Annotated in this window: 25 protein-coding genes; 15 read left to right on the top strand and 10 right to left on the bottom strand. The window is 62.1% G+C overall.

Annotated features, from left to right (window positions below):
* The first annotated feature begins 76 nt into the window (after window positions 1-76).
* From ABFC66_RS17010 to ABFC66_RS17000, 3 genes are read left to right on the top strand one after another with little or no spacing between them, the layout of a single operon-like run.
* Window positions 77-1,132, top strand: a complete 1,056-nt coding sequence (locus tag ABFC66_RS17010) for an aromatic ring-hydroxylating dioxygenase subunit alpha (RefSeq protein WP_346742167.1) — start codon at window positions 77-79, stop codon at window positions 1,130-1,132.
* A 3-nt stretch (window positions 1,133-1,135) separates the two neighbouring features.
* Complete coding sequence (locus ABFC66_RS17005; protein ID WP_346742166.1) at window positions 1,136-1,909, top strand: isochorismatase family cysteine hydrolase; 774 nt, start codon at window positions 1,136-1,138, stop codon at window positions 1,907-1,909.
* Between the two features lie 7 nt (window positions 1,910-1,916).
* Window positions 1,917-2,504, top strand: a complete 588-nt coding sequence (locus tag ABFC66_RS17000; protein WP_346742165.1) for an NAD(P)H-dependent oxidoreductase — start codon at window positions 1,917-1,919, stop codon at window positions 2,502-2,504.
* Here the strand turns inward: ABFC66_RS17000 and ABFC66_RS16995 are convergent.
* Together ABFC66_RS16995 and ABFC66_RS16990 are read right to left on the bottom strand one after the other, a co-directional pair.
* Window positions 2,501-3,781: a cytosine deaminase gene (locus ABFC66_RS16995; RefSeq protein ID WP_346742164.1), complete on the bottom strand. Its 1,281-nt coding sequence runs from the start codon at window positions 3,779-3,781 to the stop codon at window positions 2,501-2,503. The two genes, ABFC66_RS17000 and ABFC66_RS16995, sit on opposite strands and share 4 nt — an antisense overlap.
* 64 nt (window positions 3,782-3,845) lie before the next feature.
* On the bottom strand, window positions 3,846-4,799 hold the full coding sequence (locus ABFC66_RS16990) for an ABC transporter substrate-binding protein (RefSeq protein WP_346742163.1): 954 nt from the start codon (window positions 4,797-4,799) through the stop codon (window positions 3,846-3,848).
* Between ABFC66_RS16990 and ABFC66_RS16985 the strand changes: the two genes are divergently transcribed.
* On the top strand, window positions 4,798-5,022 hold the full coding sequence (locus ABFC66_RS16985; RefSeq protein ID WP_346742162.1) for a hypothetical protein: 225 nt from the start codon (window positions 4,798-4,800) through the stop codon (window positions 5,020-5,022). The genes ABFC66_RS16990 and ABFC66_RS16985 overlap by 2 nt on opposite strands.
* A gap of 31 nt (window positions 5,023-5,053) precedes the next feature.
* On the opposite strand, the gene ABFC66_RS16980 is transcribed toward ABFC66_RS16985, so the two are convergent.
* The 3 genes from ABFC66_RS16980 to ABFC66_RS16970 all read right to left on the bottom strand — a co-directional run bounded on the left by ABFC66_RS16980 (window position 5,054) and on the right by ABFC66_RS16970 (window position 7,813).
* Window positions 5,054-6,442 carry an FAD-binding oxidoreductase gene (locus ABFC66_RS16980; RefSeq protein ID WP_346742161.1) on the bottom strand — a complete coding sequence of 463 codons (1,389 nt, stop codon included), beginning with the start codon at window positions 6,440-6,442 and terminating at the stop codon, window positions 5,054-5,056.
* Window positions 6,443-6,567: 125 nt separating this feature from the next.
* Window positions 6,568-7,392: a creatininase family protein gene (locus ABFC66_RS16975; protein WP_346742160.1), complete on the bottom strand. Its 825-nt coding sequence runs from the start codon at window positions 7,390-7,392 to the stop codon at window positions 6,568-6,570.
* A gap of 1 nt (window position 7,393) precedes the next feature.
* Window positions 7,394-7,813 (bottom strand): cupin domain-containing protein, encoded by a 420-nt coding sequence (locus tag ABFC66_RS16970; protein ID WP_346742159.1) that lies wholly within the window; start codon window positions 7,811-7,813, stop codon window positions 7,394-7,396.
* Between the two features lie 117 nt (window positions 7,814-7,930).
* Between ABFC66_RS16970 and ABFC66_RS16965 the strand changes: the two genes are divergently transcribed.
* On the top strand, window positions 7,931-9,571 hold the full coding sequence (locus ABFC66_RS16965) for a CocE/NonD family hydrolase (protein WP_346742158.1): 1,641 nt from the start codon (window positions 7,931-7,933) through the stop codon (window positions 9,569-9,571).
* Here ABFC66_RS16965 and ABFC66_RS16960 read toward each other — a convergent pair whose 3' ends face one another.
* Genes ABFC66_RS16960 through ABFC66_RS16950 form a run of 3 tightly spaced genes read right to left on the bottom strand, consistent with a single transcriptional unit; the run spans window position 9,572 to window position 12,734 of the window.
* Entirely contained in the window at window positions 9,572-10,774 is a 1,203-nt protein-coding gene (locus tag ABFC66_RS16960; RefSeq protein ID WP_346742157.1) for an ABC transporter permease, read from the bottom strand.
* 2 nt (window positions 10,775-10,776) lie between these two features.
* A complete protein-coding gene (locus ABFC66_RS16955) occupies window positions 10,777-11,508 on the bottom strand; it encodes an ABC transporter ATP-binding protein (protein WP_346742156.1) in 732 nt (243 codons plus the stop codon).
* A gap of 2 nt (window positions 11,509-11,510) precedes the next feature.
* Window positions 11,511-12,734: an efflux RND transporter periplasmic adaptor subunit gene (locus ABFC66_RS16950; protein WP_346742155.1), complete on the bottom strand. Its 1,224-nt coding sequence runs from the start codon at window positions 12,732-12,734 to the stop codon at window positions 11,511-11,513.
* 245 nt (window positions 12,735-12,979) lie between these two features.
* Between ABFC66_RS16950 and ABFC66_RS16945 the strand changes: the two genes are divergently transcribed.
* On the top strand, window positions 12,980-13,921 hold the full coding sequence (locus tag ABFC66_RS16945; RefSeq protein WP_346742154.1) for a glycosyltransferase family 9 protein: 942 nt from the start codon (window positions 12,980-12,982) through the stop codon (window positions 13,919-13,921).
* Window positions 13,922-13,925: 4 nt separating this feature from the next.
* Here ABFC66_RS16945 and ABFC66_RS16940 read toward each other — a convergent pair whose 3' ends face one another.
* Window positions 13,926-14,336 (bottom strand): DUF6165 family protein, encoded by a 411-nt coding sequence (locus ABFC66_RS16940; RefSeq protein ID WP_346742153.1) that lies wholly within the window; start codon window positions 14,334-14,336, stop codon window positions 13,926-13,928.
* Between the two features lie 158 nt (window positions 14,337-14,494).
* Between ABFC66_RS16940 and ABFC66_RS16935 the strand changes: the two genes are divergently transcribed.
* The 5 genes from ABFC66_RS16935 (at window position 14,495) to ABFC66_RS16915 (ending at window position 17,413) form a co-directional block, all read left to right on the top strand.
* Window positions 14,495-14,836, top strand: coding sequence for a hypothetical protein (locus ABFC66_RS16935; protein ID WP_346742152.1), 342 nt, complete (start codon window positions 14,495-14,497; stop codon window positions 14,834-14,836).
* A gap of 75 nt (window positions 14,837-14,911) precedes the next feature.
* Window positions 14,912-15,742: an enoyl-CoA hydratase/isomerase family protein gene (locus ABFC66_RS16930; RefSeq protein ID WP_346742151.1), complete on the top strand. Its 831-nt coding sequence runs from the start codon at window positions 14,912-14,914 to the stop codon at window positions 15,740-15,742.
* 90 nt (window positions 15,743-15,832) lie between these two features.
* Window positions 15,833-16,435, top strand: coding sequence for a PAS domain-containing protein (locus tag ABFC66_RS16925; RefSeq protein ID WP_346742150.1), 603 nt, complete (start codon window positions 15,833-15,835; stop codon window positions 16,433-16,435).
* Window positions 16,436-16,493: 58 nt separating this feature from the next.
* A complete protein-coding gene (locus ABFC66_RS16920; protein WP_346742149.1) occupies window positions 16,494-16,889 on the top strand; it encodes an ester cyclase in 396 nt (131 codons plus the stop codon).
* A gap of 101 nt (window positions 16,890-16,990) precedes the next feature.
* The gene (locus ABFC66_RS16915; protein WP_346742148.1) at window positions 16,991-17,413 is read left to right on the top strand and encodes a hypothetical protein; all 423 of its coding nucleotides are present in this window, start codon (window positions 16,991-16,993) and stop codon (window positions 17,411-17,413) included.
* 13 nt (window positions 17,414-17,426) lie between these two features.
* Here the strand turns inward: ABFC66_RS16915 and ABFC66_RS16910 are convergent, their stop codons facing one another.
* Window positions 17,427-17,876, bottom strand: a complete 450-nt coding sequence (locus ABFC66_RS16910; RefSeq protein ID WP_346742147.1) for a cupin domain-containing protein — start codon at window positions 17,874-17,876, stop codon at window positions 17,427-17,429.
* Between the two features lie 130 nt (window positions 17,877-18,006).
* Between ABFC66_RS16910 and ABFC66_RS16905 the strand changes: the two genes are divergently transcribed.
* The 4 genes from ABFC66_RS16905 (at window position 18,007) to ABFC66_RS16890 (ending at window position 22,010) form a co-directional block, all read left to right on the top strand.
* Window positions 18,007-18,906, top strand: a complete 900-nt coding sequence (locus tag ABFC66_RS16905; protein WP_346742146.1) for a LysR family transcriptional regulator — start codon at window positions 18,007-18,009, stop codon at window positions 18,904-18,906.
* 955 nt (window positions 18,907-19,861) lie between these two features.
* Entirely contained in the window at window positions 19,862-20,185 is a 324-nt protein-coding gene (locus ABFC66_RS16900) for a type II toxin-antitoxin system RelE/ParE family toxin (RefSeq protein WP_346742145.1), read from the top strand.
* Entirely contained in the window at window positions 20,185-20,538 is a 354-nt protein-coding gene (locus ABFC66_RS16895) for a helix-turn-helix transcriptional regulator (RefSeq protein WP_346742144.1), read from the top strand. Before ABFC66_RS16900 ends, ABFC66_RS16895 begins: the two co-directional genes overlap by 1 nt.
* A 161-nt stretch (window positions 20,539-20,699) precedes the next feature.
* Window positions 20,700-22,010, top strand: a complete 1,311-nt coding sequence (locus ABFC66_RS16890) for a hypothetical protein (protein ID WP_346742143.1) — start codon at window positions 20,700-20,702, stop codon at window positions 22,008-22,010.
* The last annotated feature ends 165 nt before the right edge of the window (window positions 22,011-22,175 follow it).

The following is a 22,175-nucleotide window of genomic DNA, read 5'->3' as shown; positions in this document are numbered from 1 at the left end:
GCGTTTCGTTCTTCGTCATTGGCATGAAAGCGCCATGGGCGACCGCTGACCGCCGCCAAGTATCCGAGGCCAAGAAATGCTCGTAACACAGCAACCTGTCCTGCGCCGCTTCTGGTACCCCGTCGTGCCCGCAGCCGGCCTTGCCGACAAGCCCCTGCCCTTCACGCTGCTGGGGGAGAACATCGTTCTCTGGCGCGACGCGCAGGGCAAGGCGCAGTGCATTCTCGATCGCTGCTGCCATAGGTCGGCGAAACTTTCCAAGGGCTGGGTGCAGGACGGCCGCATCGTCTGCGGCTATCACGGCTGGGAATATGACGGCACGGGACAATGCGTACGCATTCCGCAGATGACGGAGCGCGAGACGATGCCCGGTGCGCGCACGCCCGGCTTCAAGGTGCAGGAGAAATACGACTACGTCTGGGTCACGCTCTCCGAGGAACCGCTGGCCGGAATTCCCGATCTCAATGAAGCGGAAAAACCCGGCTACCGGCAGGTCCACGAGTTCTACGAAGTGTGGGAATGCGCAGGCCTTCGCCTCATGGAGAACTCCTTCGACAATTCACATTTCAGCTTCGTCCATCGCGCAAGCTTCGGCGATCAGGGGCACCCGGAACCCGCCAAGCTCGAAATCATGGACACGCCGACCGGCTTTCGCATGCTGACCGAAGTGCCGGTCCGCAATCCGGAGGTTCAGAAGAAGAACCTCGGCATGGAGGATGACTGGACAGTGCGCTACATGGACAGCAACTGGTTCCTGCCTTTTGCCCGCGCGCTCCGCATCACCTATCCCAACGGGCTCTTCCACATGATCTTCACGGCGGCGACGCCCATCGACGATGAGCGCTCGATGGTCTGCCAGTTCGTCGTGCGCAACGACACCGAGGCCGATGCGTCCGCCGAGGACATCATCGCCTTCGACCGTCTCGTCACCAATGAGGACCGGGAAATTCTGGAGAGCACGGAGGGCGACGTGCCGCTCGAAATCGGAACGCGGGAGGAAATCCACATGCGTTCCGACCGCCCCGGCATCGTGATGCGTCAGAAGATGAAGGCGCTGCTCGACGCCCATGGCGAGGAAGAAGCGCGCGGCGAGGCGCCTGTGTCGCTGCGCAAGATGATCCAACGGGGCTGAACCATGTCTTCATCCGATCTCGTCGCGCTTGGCAGCGCCGGCGCCAGCCAATGGCGCGTGAACGACGCGTCATGCGATCTCGTCCGCAAGACGCGAGCGCCGAAGCCTGTCAGCTTTGCCGCCGAACCGCAGAAGCTTTCCATCGATCTCGCGCGCAGCGCCGTCATCGTCATCGACATGCAGAACGACTTCTGCCATCCCGATGGCTGGCTCGCCGGCATCGGCGTCGATGTGACCCCCGCCCGCACGCCCATCGAACCTCTGTCGATGGCGCTGCCTGCCTTCCGCAAGGCAGGCGTGCCTGTCATCTGGGTCAACTGGGGCAACCGTCCGGACAAGCTCAACCTCAGCCCGTCGGTTCTCCATGTCTACAATCCGAATGGGCGGAGCATCGGCATCGGCGATCCGCTGGCGAGCAACGGTTCGCATGTGCTCGAAAAAGACAGCTGGGCGGCCGCCATCGTCGACGAGCTCGCGGTTGAGCCCACCGACATCCATGTCGACAAATATCGCATGAGCGGCTTCTGGGACACGGCCCTCGACAGCATCCTGCGCAATCTCGGCGTCTCTACGCTGCTCTTTGCGGGCGTAAACCTCGACCAATGCGTCTTCGGCACGCTTCTGGACGCGAACTGTCTCGGCTATGATTGCGTGTTGCTGACGGATTGCTCGGCGACGACGTCGCCCGCCTTCTGCACCGACGCGACGATCTATAACGTGAAGCAATGCTTCGGCTTCACCGCGACCGCCACGGACATTATCGCCGCCATCGATTGACCGCCCCATGAAAGTTCTTGTCGTCTATTCGCATCCCGTTCCCGAAAGCTTCTGCGCCGCGCTGCGCGACACGGTTGTCGACACGCTCAAGGCGAAGGGGCATGAGGTCCGCCTGACGGACCTCTATGCGGAGGATTTCGATCCGCGCCTCGGCTGCCAGGAGCGGCGCGACTATCACACCGAGGGCAAGAACCTCACCTATGTTCCCGAGCACATCGCCAATATCCAGTGGGCGGAGGCGCTCATCTTCGTCTTTCCGACCTGGTGGTACGGATTGCCTGCCATGCTGAAGGGCTGGCTCGATCGCGTCTTCGTGCCCGGCGTCTCATTCACCATGCCGAAGGGACAAATGCCGGTCATGCCGGCGCTGACCAATGTGAAGCTCGTGGGCGGCATCACGACCTGCGGCTCGCCATGGTGGTGGATGAAGATCGTCGGCGAGCCTCATCGCCGCACATTGCTGCGCGGTATCAGGGGCGCATGCAACCCGCGCTGCAAGACGCTCTGGATGGCGCACTACCGCATGGACTCATCCACGCCGGAAAGCCGGAAATCCTACCTCGCCCGCGTGCGGGAACGCCTTTCGCGCCTTTAGGCGAAAAGCGCGTCGAGTTCGCGGTAGTCGGGAACTTCCGCATCGAGCACAGCGCCATTGCGAATGACAAGCCGCGCCGTACGCGGCCGCGCCAGAAGCTCCGTCCAATCGCGAACGCGGAAGAGAATGAGATCGGCGGAAAGTCCCACCGCGATCTTTCCCGCACCCTTCAGGCCCATCGCCCTTGCCGGCGTCGAGGTGATGCCTGCAAGCCAGGGATCGGCAGGCAGGTCGAGATGCGCGATGCGCACAGCCTGCGTGAAAACCTCGACCGGATCGAGATCGCCATAGGCGTAGAAAGGATCGCGTGTGTTATCGCTTGCCATGGCGACGGGAACGCCGGCGGCCGCGAGTTCCTGCATCAGCGTGACACCGCGCCAGCGCGGTGTGCGGCCTTCGGCACGGCCTTGCAGATACATGTTGCACATGGGCAGTGCGACGATGGTGATGCCCGCGTCGCGCACCTTCGCAATGGTGCGCGCGGCCTCTTCGTCAGTTCGCTGCGCGAGGCTGCAGCAATGCCCGGCGACGACGCGGCCTTCCCAGCCATGGCGCATTGTGGCATCGGCCAGGTCTTCGAGATTGTTGGAGAGCGGATCTGCCGTCTCGTCGGCATGAACGTCGATATCGAGATTACGTTCCACGGCAAGCTCGAAGAAGCGATCGAAGGTCTTCGTCATGCCGGGCATGCTTTTCGCGGCGACCCCCAGAATGCCGCCATGCTCGGCGACGAGATCGGCGAGGCGCTCGGCCTCCGGCGCATCGAAGAAAGGAAGATGCACGAGGCAGGAGCCCTGCAACTCGATGCGGCCGGCCCATTTGCGCTTCAACTCGCTGAAGACGGGCCAGCTGATTTCGCCCTGCGGCGGGAACGAGTCGATATGCGTGCGGATTGCCGAGGTTCCATAGGCATAGGCGCAGCGTAGCGAAAATTCCATGCGCGCCGCGACATCATCGGCCGACCACAACTCCCGATCCGAGGTGACGGCCGCGAGCGCATCGTCATGCGTCCCTGTGGCATTGCGCGCGCGAGGCAGCGTATGCCCCTTGTCGAGATGTGTGTGGAGTTCAACGCAGGTCGGCCAGATCATGCCGTCGTCGAGATCGACCGCAGGCAGAGCGCCATATGCGTCGCTCGCGCCGATGGCGGCAATCCTGCCATCCACAACGGCGATATCGGCCTTCACCAGTTCGTCCGAACCGCCACCCTCCAGCGCACAAGCAGGCACGCGGCCATTGACCAGTCGATAGGAGCCTTGGGGAATGGAGGGAAACACGCGAGCACTCTTTCTGAAGAAGGAACGCCGGACGGGTCCACCCGTCCGGCGCATCACGTTGCAATTACTTTACGCCAAAGCCCTTGTTGACGAACTGGAGCGTATAGGCGGACTTGGGATCCATGCCTTCCTTGGCAAGACCCGAGGCCTGCATCTGCTTGAAGATCGCGGCCCACTTCTCATCCGTCATGGCACCGATGCCGAGCTTCTTCGTGTCGCCCGAGTCGACGATGCCGTACTGGATCATCAGCTCGCGCGCGCGCTTCATCACCTCGAGCTTCATGTCGGGGTTGTCCTTCTGGATCAGCGCATAAGCCTTGCTCGGATCCTGGGTCAGGAAGCTGATCCAGCCCTCGATCGACGCCTTGATGAAGCGCTCGATCACGTCGGGCTTCTTTTCGATCATGTCCTTGCGAGCGGAGAGGATCGACGCGTAATCGTTGAAGCCGTTGTCGGCGAGTAGGAAGACCTGAGGATGGGCGCCTTCAAGCTCGACCGTGTAGGGCTCCGAGCTCACATAGCCCTGCTCGATCGCGCTCTTGTCGGCAAGGAACGGGCCCTGGTTGAAGGTGTAGGGACGCATCTGATCGTCAGTAAAGCCGAACTTGGTGCGGAGCCACGGCCAGTAGGAGTCCTGCGCATAGGAGGACACCATGATTGGCTTGCCCTTCATGTCGGCGAGCGACTTGAAGCCGGCTTCCTTGTGCGCCATCAGGATGGTCGGGTTCTTCTGATAGAAGGCGGCAACGCCGATGACCGGGATGCCTTCCTTCGTGTAGATGATCGGCAGATAGGCGGAGGAGAGGCTCGCGAGATCGAGCGCGCCGGTGGCGACGAGCTGCGGATTGTTGACCTGCGGACCGCCAGGAACGATTTCGACATCGAGGCCGTATTTCTCGTAAATGCCGAGCGCCTTCGCCTGATAGAAGCCGCCATGCTCGGCTTCAGCGATCCAGTCCGTACCGAACTTCACCTTGTCGAGCGCTTGCGCCTCGCCGCCGAAAAGACCCGCAGCCATGGCCACGGCACCGACCAAAGCCGCACGCCCGAAAGACGTGAACAGTCTCGATTTCATCTGCTCTCACCCCGTTTTTAAAAACTCAACGAACATGGTCGCGCCATGTTTTGTAAGCCTGTGGCTGCAAGCGATATGCCATGGGATTTTGCCGGATTACCGCGCTGCCCATCATCGCCGCGCCGCCGATCGCCCGCAGTCGCGCCACTCGATGACGAAACTTTGAGCAATGCGGCGTTGCTTGCATACAAAGGCGATCACCCCGCCGCGTAGAGATAGGTCTTGTCCTTCGCGGCGGTCCAGCTCGGATCTTCCCAGGCGAGCATCTTGCCGGGATTGAGCAGGCCCTTCGGATCGGACTCGCGCTTGAAGTCGAGCTGCACGAGATCGACTTCCTTCATGCCGCCCTCTTCGAGCGTGAAGGCATGCGGATTGAACTGCGCGCATCCATTCGCTTCGTAGAAGGCCATGATCTCGTCGAGCCGTTCGTCGGTCGTGTAGCGCACAAGCTGAATGCCGAAGCAGGTGAAGCCGCCGCCGGAGCGCACGAATTCGAGGTGGTGCATCACCTCGTCACCGAAATGCTCGTTCATCTTCTGCACGAGCTCCACATTCTGTCCCGCCGGAAAGAAGGTCTGGAGATAGGTGATCGACTTGTCGTGCTTCAGCGCCCACATGGTGGTGTGGTTCCACGTGTACTCATAGAGAGGGATGCCCTTCTCCGCTTCTACCTCGGACTGCGACTTGCGATAGACGACTTCGCCGCCATGGTCTTCCACGAGTTCGAGAAGCCCCTCGAAGGAATGGGGTGCGACCAGCGAGAAAATCGAATGCTTCCCCTCGCCGATATAGGGCTTGAGAGACTTGAAGTAGCTCTGCGGAATGGGAGACGGCAGCAGGGCGCAGGTCTTCTTCAGAATGCCGGGGCTTTCGACCAGCGCCTGGCCGAAGCGCGCGGCGGTGCCGAAATCATCGAAGGTTATGACCGTGTCGATCCAGTCATAGGCAGGCGCCAGCGGTATCTCGACTTCGGTGATGATACCGTTCGTGCCATAGGCGTGATTGACCTTCTGGATGTCGTCGCCGCGCAATTCGAGGATGCGCGGGTTCTCTTCCATGGTCAGCACGCGGGCCGCCAGGATATTGCCGCGATCGCGCAGAAGTCCCCAGTTCGCCGCACCGACGCCGCCCGAACCGCCGGCGATGAACCCGCCAACGGTTGCCGCGCGGCGCGTGGACGGGAAGATGCGCATCTCCTGCCCCTGCGCATTCGCAGCGGCCTCAAGATCGTGGATCTTCGTTCCCGCCTTCACGCGAACCGCGCCCGGCTTCATCCAGACGATGCCGGTGATGTCGGACATGTCGAGCACGACGCCACCCTTCATGGGCATGGCCTGGCCATAATTGCCCGTGCCGGTGCCGCGCACGGTGAGCGGCACATCATACTTGAAGCAGAGCCTGATCGTGGCGAGCGCTTCTTCTTCCGTCCGGGGCACAACCACGAGATCGGCCAGCACCTCGTCGAAGATCGGCTTGAGGCGGGGGCTATACCAATAGAAGTCTCGGCTGCGCTGCCTGATCCGCGTCGGATCGGCAAAGGTTGGAATATCGCCGAGCTCGCTTGTGAAAGCCGAAAGATCACGCATGGCAGCACCTCGCTAAAGAACACTGCCATGCGATCCGCAAAGACCATGCCACGCATGGGGCCTGACAAAGCGCGGGACGGCGGCACGGCCCGCCATGCCTTTGCATACATATTGACCGGCCGCGCTCACCGTTTAGGCAGAGCCTCGCGCGGTCTGATGTTCTCCAGAGGGTAGCTGGCTATCTCGCCGAGGAGTTCAACGAGCCCCGCGGCGGCGCCATCGACGAGCTGCTTGCCCTTCGCCGCATCCGCCAGCGTCGCATCTCCACAAGCGCCCAGCGGGTTCAGATCCTGCGCCTGCCAGCCGAAACCGACGCCGCCTTCGGGTGTCAGCAGACGGTACTCGTTCTCCATGAGCGCGGAGAGCGAGACGAAGTTCTGCGCCTTGTCCATCCGCACAAGCTCGGGATAGAGATGCAGCATCATGGATGTCTCGACGGCGCCGCCATGAATGCCATGCTTCATCTCCGCATCGGAGAAAAGCCCCGGCTGCTGATCGAGCTGCCACCACGCGGTCGTGACCGCGAACATACCGAGGCGAACGCGTAGATCGCGCGCGACGATGTCGGCCACCTGCGGCTGGCCGCCATGCGAATTGAAGATGAGCAGACGGCGGATGCCCGCCCGCGCGACGCATTCGCCGATCTCGGTCCAGACGCGGATCAGCGTTTCGGTCGACAGCGTGAGCGTTCCGGGAAAGGCGGCGTGTTCGTCGCTCTTGCCGATGGTTTGCGCCGGCAGTACCAGAACATCGAGTTCCTGCGGCAGAAGCGAAATCGCCCTGTCAACAATGGCCTTGTTGAGCCCCGCATCGACCAGAACGGGCAGATGCGGTCCATGCTGTTCGGTTGCGCCCACAGGCAGGACGGCGACCACCTTGTCCTTGTCCAGCGCGTCGAAATCGAAGGTCGTGAGTTCGTGCCAGTAGCGCGGCTTCTTCGGCACAGCCATCTCACATTCCTCCGAAAACGGCGATGTCTTCGGCGTCGAGCGCCACGGGCGTTCCCTTGCGGATAAGCTCGGCAAATCCCTCGTTCGGCATCATCGTCGTCAGGCAATAGAGTTTGCCGTTGCCCGTATTCTCGACGACATGCTCGGACTTCGGCGGCAGAACGAGAACGTCTCCCGCTTTCAGCGTCGTCTCATTGCCGTCGCACCAGGCCTTGCCCTCGCCCTTCAGGACGAAAAACATTTCATAGGCGGTGTCGTGTGAATTGGGCGGCGTCTTCCCCCCCTTCTCGAACACTTCGACGACGGTGACGAAAGACACATTGTCGGCGACCGGGTCCATGACCAGCGCGAAGTAATTCGTGTCGTCGGGGCTGATGCGATAACAGGGATAATCGGCGATGGATTTCTTGATGGGCAACATGGGGGGTACTCCGTTTTCCCGCAACAGGAGCAAGCGCCATGCCAGCCGCAACATCGCGGATGGAGGTGGTACGAATCTTGTAGTGTCGGGTCCGAGTTCTCACGAGTGGATGATGCTATGCGCCTGCCTTACGAAGTCGATGGACCCGTCACGCAATCGATGATCACGTCGGATGGCGTGCGGCTCGACGCCGATATCTATCGACCGCGGGGCACGGGAGATTTTCCCGTTCTGCTTATGCGCCAGCCCTATGGCCGCAAGATCGCGGCGACCGTGGTCTATGCCCATCCGTCCTGGTATGCGGCGCATGGCTATATCGTCGTTATTCAGGATGTGCGCGGACGCGGGACATCAGACGGCGAGTACCGGCTCTTCGTCGACGATGTGCGCGACGGCGGCGAGACGGTCGCATGGGCCGCAGGGCTGCCGGGCTCGACCGGCAAGGTCGGCATGTATGGCTTTTCCTATCAGGGCGTGACGCAGCTTCTGGCGCTCGCATCGGGGGCGCCGGCGCTGGCGACCATCTGCCCCGCCATGTGCGGCTATGACATTCATGGCGATTGGGCCTATGAGGGCGGCGCCTTCTGCTTTTCGGGGGGCCTCGGCTGGGGCCTGCAAATGGCGGCGGAGCAAGCGCGCATCGCGGGCGACGAGAAAGCCTATATTGCGCTCCTCTCCGCCTCCCGCAATCCGCCGCTCAACGAAGCGCGCCCCTATATGCCCCAGGTCGTCGAGGAATTCGGCTCTTACGCGCATTACCCCGACTGGGTGGCGCATCCGACGCGCGACGAATATTGGCAGAAGCGCGCGCCGCGCGATGCGCTGGCCGACAAGCCCATCAACATTCCCATGCTGCATATCGGCGGCTGGTACGACGGATTCCTGATGGGCACGCTCGGCTTCTGGAAGGATGCCGCGAGGCGCACGACCGCATTGCAGAAGCTCGTCATCGGCCCCTGGACGCATATTCCATGGGGCCGCGTGATCGGCGGCGTGGACATGGGCGCCAGCGCCGTCAGCACCATCGACGAGCGCCAGATCGAATGGTTCGACCATGTTCTGAAGGGCGCGGCGGCGCCATCGACACCCGATGTCGAACTCTTCGATCTCGTCGCGAGGGAATGGTGCGGGTTCGACGCATGGCCTGAAACGGCGGCGCCTCGCTTCCTCGCAAGCAAGGGGCTTTCAACCACGACGGCGTCGGGCACCCTCACCGAGGAACCTGCAAGCGACGCCGTTCCCGACCGCATCGTGCATGATCCGTGGCGGCCCGCGCCTTCGCTCGGCGGGCACAATGCCTATCCCGGCGGCATGCAGAACCGCGCCGCACTCGACGACCGCACCGACATAGCGACCTATACGTCCGCGCCACTCGACGCGCCGCTTGCCCTTGCCGGCGAGGTGAGCGTGTCGCTCGCCATCTCCGCCGACCAGCCGAGCTACGATGTCAGCGCCATTCTTTCGCGCGTGACGCCGGGCGGGCAGGTCTTCAATCTCACGCAAGGCCATGCGCGGGTGGGGAGCGTTCAGGACGGGCTCGTGAACATCACCATGCGCGCCACCTGCGCGACGCTCCAGCCGGGCGACGCGCTTCGCCTTTCGCTCGCGGCGGCGAACTATCCCGCCTTCGCAGTCAATCCGGGAACGGGCGACGCGCCTCTCGACACGAGGCTTATCGATTGCCGCGTCACGACGCTCACGGTCGTCAGCGGCGGCGAAGGCGGTTCCTTCGTCTCGCTGCCGATCCTTCCCGGCTGATCACTCGTAACGCAGCGCCTCGATCGGATCGAGGCGCGCCGCGTTGCGGGCCGGGAAATAGCCGAAGACGACGCCGACCGCCGCCGAGAAGACGAAGGCGACGCCGATGATCCAGAGATTGAGCACGAAGGGAATGCCGACCATCGGCGCGACAAAGGCGGAGATCGCCAGACCGATGAGGATACCGACAATGCCGCCCGCGAGCGAAAGCGATCCCGCTTCGACGAGAAACTGCAAGAGCACCTCGCGCTCATAGGCGCCGATGGCGAGGCGAATGCCGATCTCGCGCGTTCGCTCCGTCACCGAGACGAGCATGATGTTCATGATGCCGATGCCGCCCACGAGAAGGCTGATCGCGGCGACCGCGCCGAGAAAGGCGGTCAGCAACGTCGTCGTGCTCTCGACGAGGCTTGCGATCTCGCGCATGTCCTGCACCTGAAAATCGTCTTCCTTGCCACCGACGATATGGCGGCGCTGCCGAAGCAGGGCTTCGGTCGCCGCCTTCACCTTGTCGATGGAGCCTTCGCTGCGCGCCGAGATGAAGATCATCGAAACATCGTCGACGCCGGAAATGCGCCGCTGGAAGGCGAAGAGCGGCATGATCACGGTGTCATCCTGATCGCTGCCGAAGCCCGATGAACCCTTGCCCTCCAGAAGACCGATCACTTCGCATGAGCCTGTGCCAAGGCGAATGCGCGCTCCGATCGGGTCCTGCTGACCGAAGAGATTTTTATGAACCGTCGCGCCGATCAGGCACACGGTGCGGCCGGAGCGCTCTTCCGCCTCGTCGAAGAGACGTCCTTTCTCGACCGCCCATTGGCGTGCTTCGAAATAGGCATTTGTCGTGCCCGAGACGGTCGTCGTCCAGTTGGTGTTGCCGTAGACGGCGCGAACCGATGAGGTCGACATGGGCGCAACCGCCTGCACGCCGTCGATGCTGCGTTTGATCGCCTGCACATCCTCGTTCTTGAACGGCGCGCCGCCGCTCGACGGACCTCTCTGGTGTGTCCCCGGCATGACCATGAGCAGGTTCTTGCCGAGGCTTGAGATATCGTTCGAGACTCTCTGCTTCGCCCCACCGCCCAGCGTCACCATGGCGATGACCGCCGCGACGCCGATCATGATACCGAGCATGGTGAGCGCCGAACGCATGACGTTGCGGCGGATTTCGCGGAAGGCGAGAAGCAGCGTTTCGAGGAACATGATTATGCCCCGCCCGCTGGCGCGTGACCGGATTGCGCCTGGTCGGTGGAGATCCGGCCATCTAAAAAGCTCACCGCCCGGCGCGCATAAAGAGCCATGTCCGGCTCATGCGTCACCATGACGACAGTGATGCCGCGGTCGCGGTTGAGGCTCGCGAGCAGTTCCATGATCTCCCGCGAGCGATGCGAGTCGAGATTGCCGGTTGGCTCGTCGGCAAGGATGACTGCGGGATCGCTGGCGATGGCGCGCGCGATGGCGACGCGCTGCTGCTGCCCGCCGGAAAGCTCCGACGCCGTGTGGTCGCCACGATCGGAAAGCCCAACCGCGGCAAGCGCCTCGCGCGCACGGGCATGGCGCTCGGCACGGGGCACGCCGCGATAGATGAGCGGCAGCTCGACATTCTCCAGCGCGGTGGTGCGCTTCAGAAGATTGAAGCCCTGAAAGACGAAGCCCAGATGGTTGCGGCGGAGAAGCGCCCGCTGATCGCGGCTGAGGGAGCCGACATCGACGCCACGAAAGAGATACTGGCCGGAGGTTGGCGTATCGAGGCATCCGATGATGTTCATGCAGGTCGACTTGCCCGACCCGCTCGGCCCCATGATGGCGACGAATTCGCCGTCATTGATGACGAGATCGACGCCGTCGAGCGCATGCACGGCGTTCTCGCCATGTCCGTAAACCTTCGCGACCTGGCGAAACTCGATCAGCGCCGGGGATGCCGCAGGAACAGCCACGGCTACTTTCCCTTCGTCTTGACGTCGGTGATGACGACGGCATCTGGCGCAATGTCGCCAGCCAGAATCTCGGTCTTCTGGCCGTTCGTGAGACCGAGTTGCAGGGGAACGGCGACCGGCTTTCCGTCCTTCAACACCCAGACATATTTCTCGACGATGCCCTTCTCCGACACGCGGGCCTCGGGCGCCTTCTCATTGGGCGGCGTGAAACGCGTCGCGCCATTGGGGACAAGAAGCGCATCCTTCTTTTCCGCCGTCACGATCTCCGCCGTCGCAGTCATGCCGGGGCGAAGCAAAAGCTCGGAGTTATCGACGGTCAGGACGGCGACATAAGAGACGACATTGTTCGTCGTCGTCGAGGCATAGCGGACCTTTTCGATCTCGGCTTCGAAGCGCCGGTTCGGATAGGCGTCGACCGTGAAGGTCGCTTTCTGCCCGACGAGAACCTGGCCGACATCGGCCTCGTCCACCTTCACCTGCAACTCCATGTGACGCAGATCGTCGGCGAGCGTGAAAAGCGTCGGCGTCTCGAAAGTCGCGGCAACCGTCTGACCCGGCTCGACATCGCGCTCGATGACGACGCCATCGATGGGCGATCTGATGATCGCCTTGGAAAGCGACGTCTCGTCCACCGAAAGCTGCGCCTCGTAGGATTTGACTTTCGCCCTGGCGCTGGCGAGGTTCGCCTCCCCGCGTTTCATATCGGCGTAGGACGTGTCGAGGTCGAGCTTCGAAATCGCATTTTGCCTGGACAGTTCGCGATAGCGCTTCCACTTCGCGGTCGTCTCGATCAGCGTCGCCTCGTACTGCAGAACGGTCGCCCGGGCATCCTCCAGATTGGCCTTGGATTTCTCCACCGTCATCTGAAGCGAGCTTGTGTCCAGTTCGGCAAGAACCTGTCCCTGCTTCACCTGATCATTGTAATCGACGAGAACCTTTTCGAGGCGGCCCGAGACTTCGCTGCCGACCGTCACCGTCGTCACCGGCTCGACCGTGCCGGTCGCCGTCACCGTGACCTTGAGATCGCCACGCGCCACCTTGTCGGTCACATATTCGACCGCGCCGTTGCCGCCGAAGAAGATGAGCCGCGCGAGCACGGCAAGAATGACGAGAGCGATACCGCCGGAAAGCCATGGGCGTCGCGATATCAGGCTCTTTATATCGGTGGCGCTCGTCTGCGGTGCGAGCCCGAGGCTCTTCAACGTGTCTTCTTTCGCCTGGCTCATATCGGCCGCCCGGTACGGGCTCTCCTGTCGGTCACTCAAATCGCAACGGGCGCACTGCCAGCAGTAACAACAACGGGAGAGCGCTCTCTTTCCGTCGCCGCGACCATGTTGTCAGCCACGCGCGCATAGTCTAGGAGGTGCTTCTCATGCGCAATAGCCCTCGCACGGCAGGGGGACCTGTGACATTCTGGAGCGGGCCCGACCGGAAGCCTGCGCAATGCGAGAGACGCGAGACCGAGCTTGGCATGAGCCGCATCCTGATCATCAAACATGGCGCGTTTGGCGACGTCATTCAGTGCGAGGGCGCGCTCCGGGATATTCGCGAGCATCACAGGAATGATGAAATCGTCGTTCTGACGACGCCGCCCTATCGCCGCCTCTTCGAGCGCTGCCCGTGGATCGATCGCGTTCTGGTCGACGAACGCGCGCCACGCTGGCGCCTCGACCTCATGTGGAAACTCGGCAAGCAGCTCAAGGCCGAGAAGTTCGACATGGTCTATGACCTTCAGAACTCTCCGCGCACGGCGAGCTACTTCCGCTGGTTCTTCCAGGACACGAACTGGTCGGGGACGGCGCCGGGATGCAGCCATCCGCACCGCGCGAAGCACCCGAAGAAAATCCGCACGCTCGACCGTCTCGCCGGGCAGTTGAAGGACGCGGGCGTTCCCGTGCGCCACACGCGGCACCCCGATGTTTCGTGGCTCGCAGACGATGTGACGGCTCTCCTCGCCGACGCAGGCGTTAAGCGCCCCTATATCGTGCTGATCCCCGGCTCATCGGCTCGCCACCCGCAGAAGCGTTGGCCCTATTATGCGGCGCTCGCCAAGCGTCTGATCGAGGAAGGTCAGGAAGTCGTCATCGCGCCGGGCCCGGACGAGCTGGAGCTGGCAAAAGAGATTCCGGGGATCAAGCTCACCGGTCCGCGCGGCTTCATCAACTGGTTCGAATTCGCCGGCGTGCTGAAGGGCGCCGCCTTCGTCGTCGGCAACGACACGGGCCCGACGCATCTTGCCGCCCATATCGGCGCGCCGGGTCTTGCGTTGTTCGGCTCGCATATGTCGGCGGAGCGCACGGGAATCGAACGCGAGAATTTCGCGGCAATCGAGGTCGCGCATCTCTCGGCGCTTCCCCTCGAGCGCGTGCTCGACGAGATTCACCTGCGCGCCAAGCTGCCGGCGTCCGCCTGACCGTTCAATTGAATTCGGTGTAGGACTTTTCCTCGACGATCACCGAGCCGGTAATGCGGTTGATGTCCTTCTTCAGCATCGCGCGCCTGTCGTTCTGCTTGTAGACCGAGCGGGCGAGCTCGATGAACGTCGGGCCGAAATCCTTGTCCGCCTCGCATTGGCGGATATCGTCCTCGATGACCCACAGCGCCTCGTTCACGGCCTTGAGCTCGGCTTCGAGCGCGCGCAGTTCCGGCGTATCGGGCACATGGGACCGACGGGCGCGGTCCAGCACGTCGAGCTCGTAACGCACATTCCGAAGCTTGTCGGGATCGGTCATGCGCTCCGACTTGATGGCCAGAATGGTGATCTTGTCGACGAGCTCGCCAGGTCCCACCTCGATCAGGATGGGGGCGGGCTTTCCGGCCTGCGGCATTGGATTGCTCCACTCATTGGACTTCGAATCCTTATAGCGAAGGTCCGGGACCGCCGGAAGCCCTGTCACGGATACTCACGAAACCGGCTTTTCACCTTGGCATCGCGGCACAAGCTGTCACAATGCCCGCCTATCTTGCCATGCATCGCGGGGGCGGCATGTCGTTGATTTCTCGTCTGGTCGAAGGTTTGCGTGGAAGGCTTGAAATGCCCGAGCATCGCGCCTCCGCGCGTGCGGACGATCCCGTGCTCATCGTCTCCATCGGCGGGATCGACCATCGGGCACTCAACTGGTCGACCGGCGGCGCGTGTCTCTGCAATTACACGAGCGTCGCGGCAATTGGCGACATCGTGAGCGGCACGCTGCGCTGGAAGCCGACGGCGCCCGGCCAGCCTTTCGCGGCCGAGGTTACGCGCGTCGAGGCGGGCGGCATTCTCGCGCTCAAATGGCTCGATCTGCCCGAGCGCGTGCTGCTCCGGATGGAAACCGAGCAGCAATAGATTCCCCTTTGCCCTTTTGCGCCGCCAGCCTGTAGCCTTCTCCCAACAAGAACCAGACCTACAGGGAGAGAGAGCATGGCTGACGCTACGGCAGCTTACGAAACGCTGATCATCCGCAAGGAAGGGGCCGTCGACTGGGTGACAATGAACCGCCCCGACGCGCTCAATTCGCTCAATCCGAAGATGATCTCCGAGTTGCAGGATTATTTCCTCAAGCTCTATACCGACCAGTCCGTCCGCATCGTCGTGCTGAAGGGTGCGGGCCGCGGCTTCTGCGCCGGGCTCGACCTCAAGGCGAGTTCCATCGCGCGGACCGACACGGGCGACAATGCGCGCGGCGGCGTAGTGGAGGGTCTGAAGACCCAGCGCGCCATCAGCGAGATCGTGATGCGCATGCGGCGCTGCCCGCAGGCGATCATCAGCCTGATCCATGGCCCGGCCTGCGGCGGCGGCTTCGCCTTCGCGCTCGCCTCCGACATCCGCATCGCGGGGACGAGCGCGCGCATGAACGCCGCCTTCATCCGCATCGGTCTTTCAGCCTGCGATATCGGCGTTTCCTACTTCCTGCCGCGCCTTGTCGGCGTCTCCGTTGCGTCCGAACTGATGATGACGGGCCGCTTCATCAACGCGGCCCGCGCCGAGCGCGTCGGTCTCGTCTCCGAAGTGGTGCCGGACGAAAAACTGGAAGAGGCGGCGCAACCCTATATCGATGAGATGCTGACCACCTCGCCGATCGGGCTCCGCCTCACCAAGGAATGCCTCAACATGTCGGTCGATGCGGGAAGCCTCGAAGCGGCCATCGCGATGGAAGACCGCAATCAGATCCTCTGCTCGCAGACCAACGACATGAAGGAAGGCATCGCCGCATTCCTTCAAAAGCGCAAGCCGGTCTTTACCAATAGCTAACCACGAAACGGGGGGAATGAGGCGGGACGGCGCGGAAAGCATTAACCTTCAACGGCTAGAATCGCGGCCGTACCGAGAGTTGAAGATTCGATGTTTCCTGTAGATCCCACCCTTCCCCCCATCGCGCTTTGCCCCGACGCCGAAGCTGCGTCATTCGAATTCGAAAGCACGGGCAAATTCCTTCAGTGCTGGCAGAGCCATCGCCGGGCGAATGAATTGCCGCGCGCCGACGCGCTCGACCTCGGCGCGATGAAGACACTCCTGCCGGAACTGCTGATCTACGATGTCATCGACGCCGCGACGATCCGCTTTCGCCTTGCCGGAACGCTCGCCGTCAAACGCATGGGCTTCGAGCCGCGCGGCATGAACATGATCGAGCTGACGCCGCCCGCCCTTCGCGGACAGGTCGGCCTTGCCTTCACCACCGTCGCGCAGGCCCGCATCGGCATTCTCTCGCATTACAGCCATATCTATGAGGGCGGCAGGCCCGGCCGCATCGAAATGCTGATGCTTCCGCTTGCAGCGCCCGAAGGCCAGCCGCCTCGCGTCATGGCCATGGTGTGCCGCGAACGATATGACGGCTATGCGCCTTTCGGCATCGAGGAAACGGCCTCCATGGTCGAAGACGCGACGCTGATCGACCTTGGCTTCGGCCTGCCGGACATCGGCGCTCTCCTCGCCAGAGCCGCCTGACGCTTTCCGCGAACGCCCGGCCCGCTTATCATGCGCCCGCTGACAGACAGGGGAAATCATGAGCGAAGCCCATAAGGACATCATCCGCCGCTATGCGGCCGCCTTCAGCGCGGGCGACTTCGAAACGCTGCGCCCGCTCTTCACCGAAGACGCGGTGATCCAGGGCGTCCTCGGCTGGGGCAATATCGACGAGGTCGCCATGCCCGTCTGGCGCGATCTCCATGCGGCCTATGGGCTCCAGCTCATCATCGAGGACATGGTGGCCGAGGGCGACAAGGTGGCCGTGCGCTATACGGAGCGCGGCACGTTCCGCGCGCCCTTCCGGGGCACGGAGCCGACCGGCAAGTCATATGAACTCGTTGCCATGGAATGGTTCGAAATGCGCGGCAGCAAGATCGCGCGGCGCTGGGGCGCGCGGGATAGCGCGTCGATGCAGCGGCAGTTGGCGGTGTGATGTCGCTTTTCATCCGTTCCGTCATGCCCCGTTTCATGCGGGCCATCCACGCCTTTCGCGGTGAAAAGGGAAAGGCGTGGATGGCCCGGACGAGCCGGGCCATGACGTTTTTTGTGTTGGTAATCTCCACCACCGCCCATGCAGACACTTACGACCGCACGCGCTATGCGGCGACGCTTGGTGACATTGCGAAACTTCAGGCCGAACTGCTGACGCTCACAGACAGGATCGATGCAGGGCTGTCGCCCGACGAGGCGCGCCCGCTCGCGGCCCGCGCCGACGAGCGCCTCGCATGGCTTCGCGCGACGCTGACGGAGGCGTCAATCCCCGACAGGCCGGGGCTGCGCGCGAAGGACGAGACGCCCTATGCCCGCTGCATCGTCTGGCGCGCGGGCGATCTCGAGGATCACGCGCAGGACGTGGCGACCGACCTCGCCATGATCGCGCGGGGCGCGGCGAAGGCGGACCTCATCCCCCTCGACCGGCGGGGGATTGCGGCCGAGGGGGTGAGAAAGGGATGCTGAGGCGACCCGGGATTCAGCCGATGGCGATGCCGTATTCGGCGGCGATTTCCTGAACGTCGGCGGGCGTGATGCCGCTGGCCTTGGCCTTGCGGTCGAGGGAGCGGAAGAATTCCGTGAAGGCGGCACCCGGCGAGGCGACGACGATCATGTGGGCGGGCTTCGGCCCAGGATTGCTGAAGCCGTGGCGCGAGCCCTGCGGCGCATGAACGAAATCGCCGGGACCGGCGACCTTCATGCCCGCGTCAGTGTCGAAGGTGACTTCGCCCTCGGTCACGAAGAACATCTCTTCCTCGACCGCATGGGAATGGGGCGGCACGAAATAGCCGACCGGCACCGGATGATCCGCGAGGAAGACGCCGCCCCGCTCACCCGTCGCCTTGACCGTGATATCCGCGCCCAGAATGTCGAGCACTTCGCCGCCGCCGCTGGTGAGCGTTCTTACATCGATGGATAACGCATTCATGGAGTAGCCTCCTCCGAGCCGGTAAATCCGATGCTCCGTGACCGGAACGCCCCCTGATTACCCCGCGTCCGGCCTGCCGATAAGCCGGCCGAAGCTGGACATTAAGTTCGGAAACGGCGAACAATTGGGCATGGAGCTCTTTCAGGGGATGGAGATTTTCGTGGCCGTCGCGGAGACCGGGAGCTTCACCCGGGCGGCCGAAAAGCTTCGCCTTTCGAAATCGACGGTCAGCGAAACGGTACGCGAACTCGAAGCCCGGCTCGGCGTGCGGCTGCTTGAGCGCACGACGCGCAAGGTGACGCCGACGGAAGCCGGCCGCACCTTCCTCGCCCGCGCCGCGCGCGCCGTGGAAGAGGCCGCCGCCGCCCGCGCCGAGGTCGAGGCGCTGCGCAGCGAACCTTCCGGGCCGCTCCGCATCGGCGCGCCGGACACATTCTCGGACCTCGCCATCGTGCCGGCGCTGAAAAGCTTTTTCGCGCTCTACCCGAAGATCCAGATCGAACTCGTCGAAAGCCCGCGCTATGTGAGCCTCGTCGAGGAAGGGCTCGACCTCGCCATTCGCATCGCGCCGGAGCCCGCGCCCAATCTCGTCGTGCGCCGCATCGGCACCTCGCAGGTCGTCGTGGTGGCCTCGCCCGCCTATCTGAAAGCGGCGGGCAGGCCCAAGCACCCGCATGACATCGCCGGCCACCGCATCATCGCCTTCGGCCATCAGAAATGGGCGAGCGAATGGCCGCTGCAGAAGGGCGACGAGGCGATCGCCGTGCCGATCACGCCGTCCTTCACGACCTCGACGGGCGCGGCCATGCGCGCCGCCGCCGTCGAAGGGCTCGGCCTCACCGCCCTGCCCAGTTGGATGGTCACGAAGGAACTTGGCGAGAAGAAACTCCTCATGGTGTTCGACGACTGGAAAGGCCCCGAGCGCGGCATCTATGCGGTCTATCCCACCAACCGGCTGACAACGCCCAAGGCGAAACTCTTCGTCGATCACTTCGCCAGGGCGATGAAGGAATGGCAGAAAACGGAGTGAGGCTGGGGAGACGCGCAGCCCATCCCCGCCCGTCACCCCGGACTCGATCCGGGGTCCAGCTTCACCACACATGACACGAGAAAGATGAATGCCGGATCACGTCCGGCATGACGCTCATCGGGCACTCCGCCCCCACCTGACACACCCGTCACCCCGGGCTCGACCCGGGGTCCAGCTTCGCCACACACGACACGGGAAAGATGGATGCCGGATCAAGTCCGGTATGACGCTCATCGGGCACTCCGCCCCCCACCCAACACACCCGTCACCCCGGGCTCGACCCTGGGTCCAGCTTCGCCACACACGACACGGGAAAGATGGATGCCGGATCAGGTCCGGCATGACGCCCATCGGGCACTCCCCCCCCACCTGACACACCCGTCACCCCGGACTTGATCCGGGGTCCAGCTTTGCCACGCGCGACACGAGAAAGATGGATGCCGGATCAAGTCCGGCATGACGTCCCCTTTGTTGCGCGCCAGCCCATACGACGCCCATGGCGAATACGCGTCCAGCCCCGCGAGGCTTCGCCTCCGGGGGTGTGACACGCGGCGCGCCGGTGAAGGGGCGCGGGGCGGGAACGTCATTCGCACATGTCCCGCATGTGACATGTGGCATGTGCAGGGGCGAAAGCGCCCCGCCCCGCGCGCGGCATTTTTTCGACTTCTTCGTGTTCCGATCGCCGTACTGCCCGAACGTCCGGTCCCACGAGTCCGTTACCCTCGCGAGTCCCGGATGCCGCTCGCCTCCCACGCATCGGACGGTCCGGCACGTCCCTTCGCGAAGGCGATGGAGGTAATATGGGTGCTGATGATGAGGCGGGGATTAGTTTTTTGCATGTATGTTTCCATCCCTCCTGCCCGTCACCCCGGACCCGATCCGGGGTCCAGCGTCACGACACCGCGGCGAAGGCCAGGGTCTTCCATTTCAATAACATATACGTTATATAACCCCCATGGGGTGGACGATCCATTTTGCCGGCAAGCGCGTCGAGAAGGAATTTTCGAAGCTGAAGCCGAGCCTTCAGGGCGTGCTCATCGAATTGCTGGACACCGTCCAGAAATTCGGGCCGCAGAAGCTTGAAGCGGATGAGCGCAAACACATTCGCGGAAAGATATGGGAGTTCCGCGTCTCCGGCCCGGACGGCATCGGCCGTGCGCTGCATGCGAGCATCGCGGGAGAGACGCTTCTGGTGCTCCACATTTTCGAGAAGAAGACGCAAAAGACGCCAGACGACGCGATCAAATTGGCCGAGAAGCGACTGAAGGAGTACGAGTGATGACGAAACGCAAGGACATGATCGGATTCGCGGATGTGAAAGCCCGGGCGATGAAGAAACCTGAAGTCCGCGCGGGCTTCGCGCGCGCGCGCGCCATGCGCATCGCCGCCGAAGCGGTGCAGCAGGTGCGGGCCTCGAAGAAACTCAGCCAGTCCGACATCGCCGCAGCCATGGGCAAACCGCAATCCCTCGTCGCCCGCATCGAAAGCGCCCGCGCCAACACGACCATCGAAACGCTCTACGAGATCGCCGAGGCAACTGGCACGAAACTCGTCATTAAATTCGCGCGAGACGCGGAGACCGGACGCATTACAAGTACGCGCCCCAAGACCACGTCGAGAGCAAAACCATAACTAAGGGCGTACTTAGAGCGTGATGAAGAGAATTTCTGCTAATATGACAATAGGCTTGTTACCGTCCCATGCCCTCAGCATCAAGCAGTCCAACTAGAATTGTTGAGGCCGCCTCATTCGACGGAGGCATTGGACCCATCACGGCAAAAGAACTCATTTCTATGCCGGACGACGAATGGGGAATTCTTCGAGATCGTATTACTGATCGCGCACAAGGAAAACCTACGGGCTTAGAAGCACGCTGCCTCTGGTGCGGCGACAGGGTCTTTATTCGATCTAAAAAACGTGGTGATAGATATCTTCCACTTTTCGTACATTATGGTGGGGGCGGTACAAACTGTCCTTGGCATAGCGGCAAAACAACAGCGCCCAGCGAAATTCGTGCGACTCAATATCATGGCAATCAAAAGTCACTCGCTCATATAGTGCTCTGTGAACAGATCGAACAGCTTGCGAAGCAAGATTCGCGCTATGTTCGCAGCTCGATTGAGGAGTATTTGCCTCCAACAGAGAACGGGTTTGGGCGATACCCAGACGTCTATCTCGAATGGAAGGGATTTCGTCCATTCTCATTTGAAGTCCAACTTTCAAATACATTTCAAACAGAAATATCAGCGAGATCCATCCATTACGAGCGTGAGGGGGTTAGCCTTATATGGATCTTCTACGGAATCGATCCACGTACGGATGACATCCCCCAGAGTTTTCGGGACGTGATACGCAGGCACAGAGGCAATGCCTTCACTCTTGACCGATACTCGATCCGAGCATCTCGAGAGAATAAGACCTTGATGCTAACCTGCTATATGAAGAATGCTGAAGAGTCGTTCGACGATCCAATTCTCGTGCGCCTCGACAAATTGATATTCCCGAACGAAAACGGACTTTGCTATCACGAAGATAGAATTACTAAAGCGCTTAAGCATCGCATAAACGAAAGACGCAAGCCTTGGTTCGATCTGTTTAACGTCCTTGAACCCGGTTGGGATGAACGCTCAACAGCGCATCCTGAGGCCATCGAGACATTTTCTAAATTAGGGGAAGCGGTTTCAACGTTGTCGTATTGGGATACGTTTGAAGAATCGAAATTCGCCGTACTTCGACTGATTTCTATCGTTTTTTCTATCCTAGCGTTCGCCAATGGCAAAGAGCGCAACTATACAACGCGGCATCCCAACATTCGAGCGATGCTCAATACGCTCCTGCATACGTCGACAGCAACTCAGCGATATGCAGAGTTGTTGCGAGAGCTGATTAGCTCGACACGCGCTCATGGACTGCTAAACGGATCTGTGGGACAGCATATCGAACGCGCAATGAAGGCAGTAGAAGGTAATCTATGCCTCAGAGACGAGCCCGAATGGCGAATCATGTCGTACCTCATTCCAGAAGTTTTCGACCCTCTCATGCGCGAAGAGCTCTTGTATCTTGGCGCGCTACCAGCTTGGGCAAGCTCAAAAGGCGAAGATTGACCATCGACGCGTGACACCGCGCTCATTACTCCTAGTAGCCCCCCTTGCCTTCCGCAGCGTCCTCCTGCAATATCCGCGCCGCTTACTGACATCATTGAAAGCAACGGAACGGAGCGCGCGATATGCCGAGCTACAAGGCACCGGTCGAGGATTTTCTCTTTCTTT

Origin of the sequence: Parvibaculum sp., from assembly GCF_039680535.1 — a bacterium.
Lineage (GTDB): Bacteria > Pseudomonadota > Alphaproteobacteria > Parvibaculales > Parvibaculaceae > Parvibaculum.
Note: the sequence above shows the minus strand (reverse complement) of the source record. Positions and strands in the feature narration are given on the sequence as shown.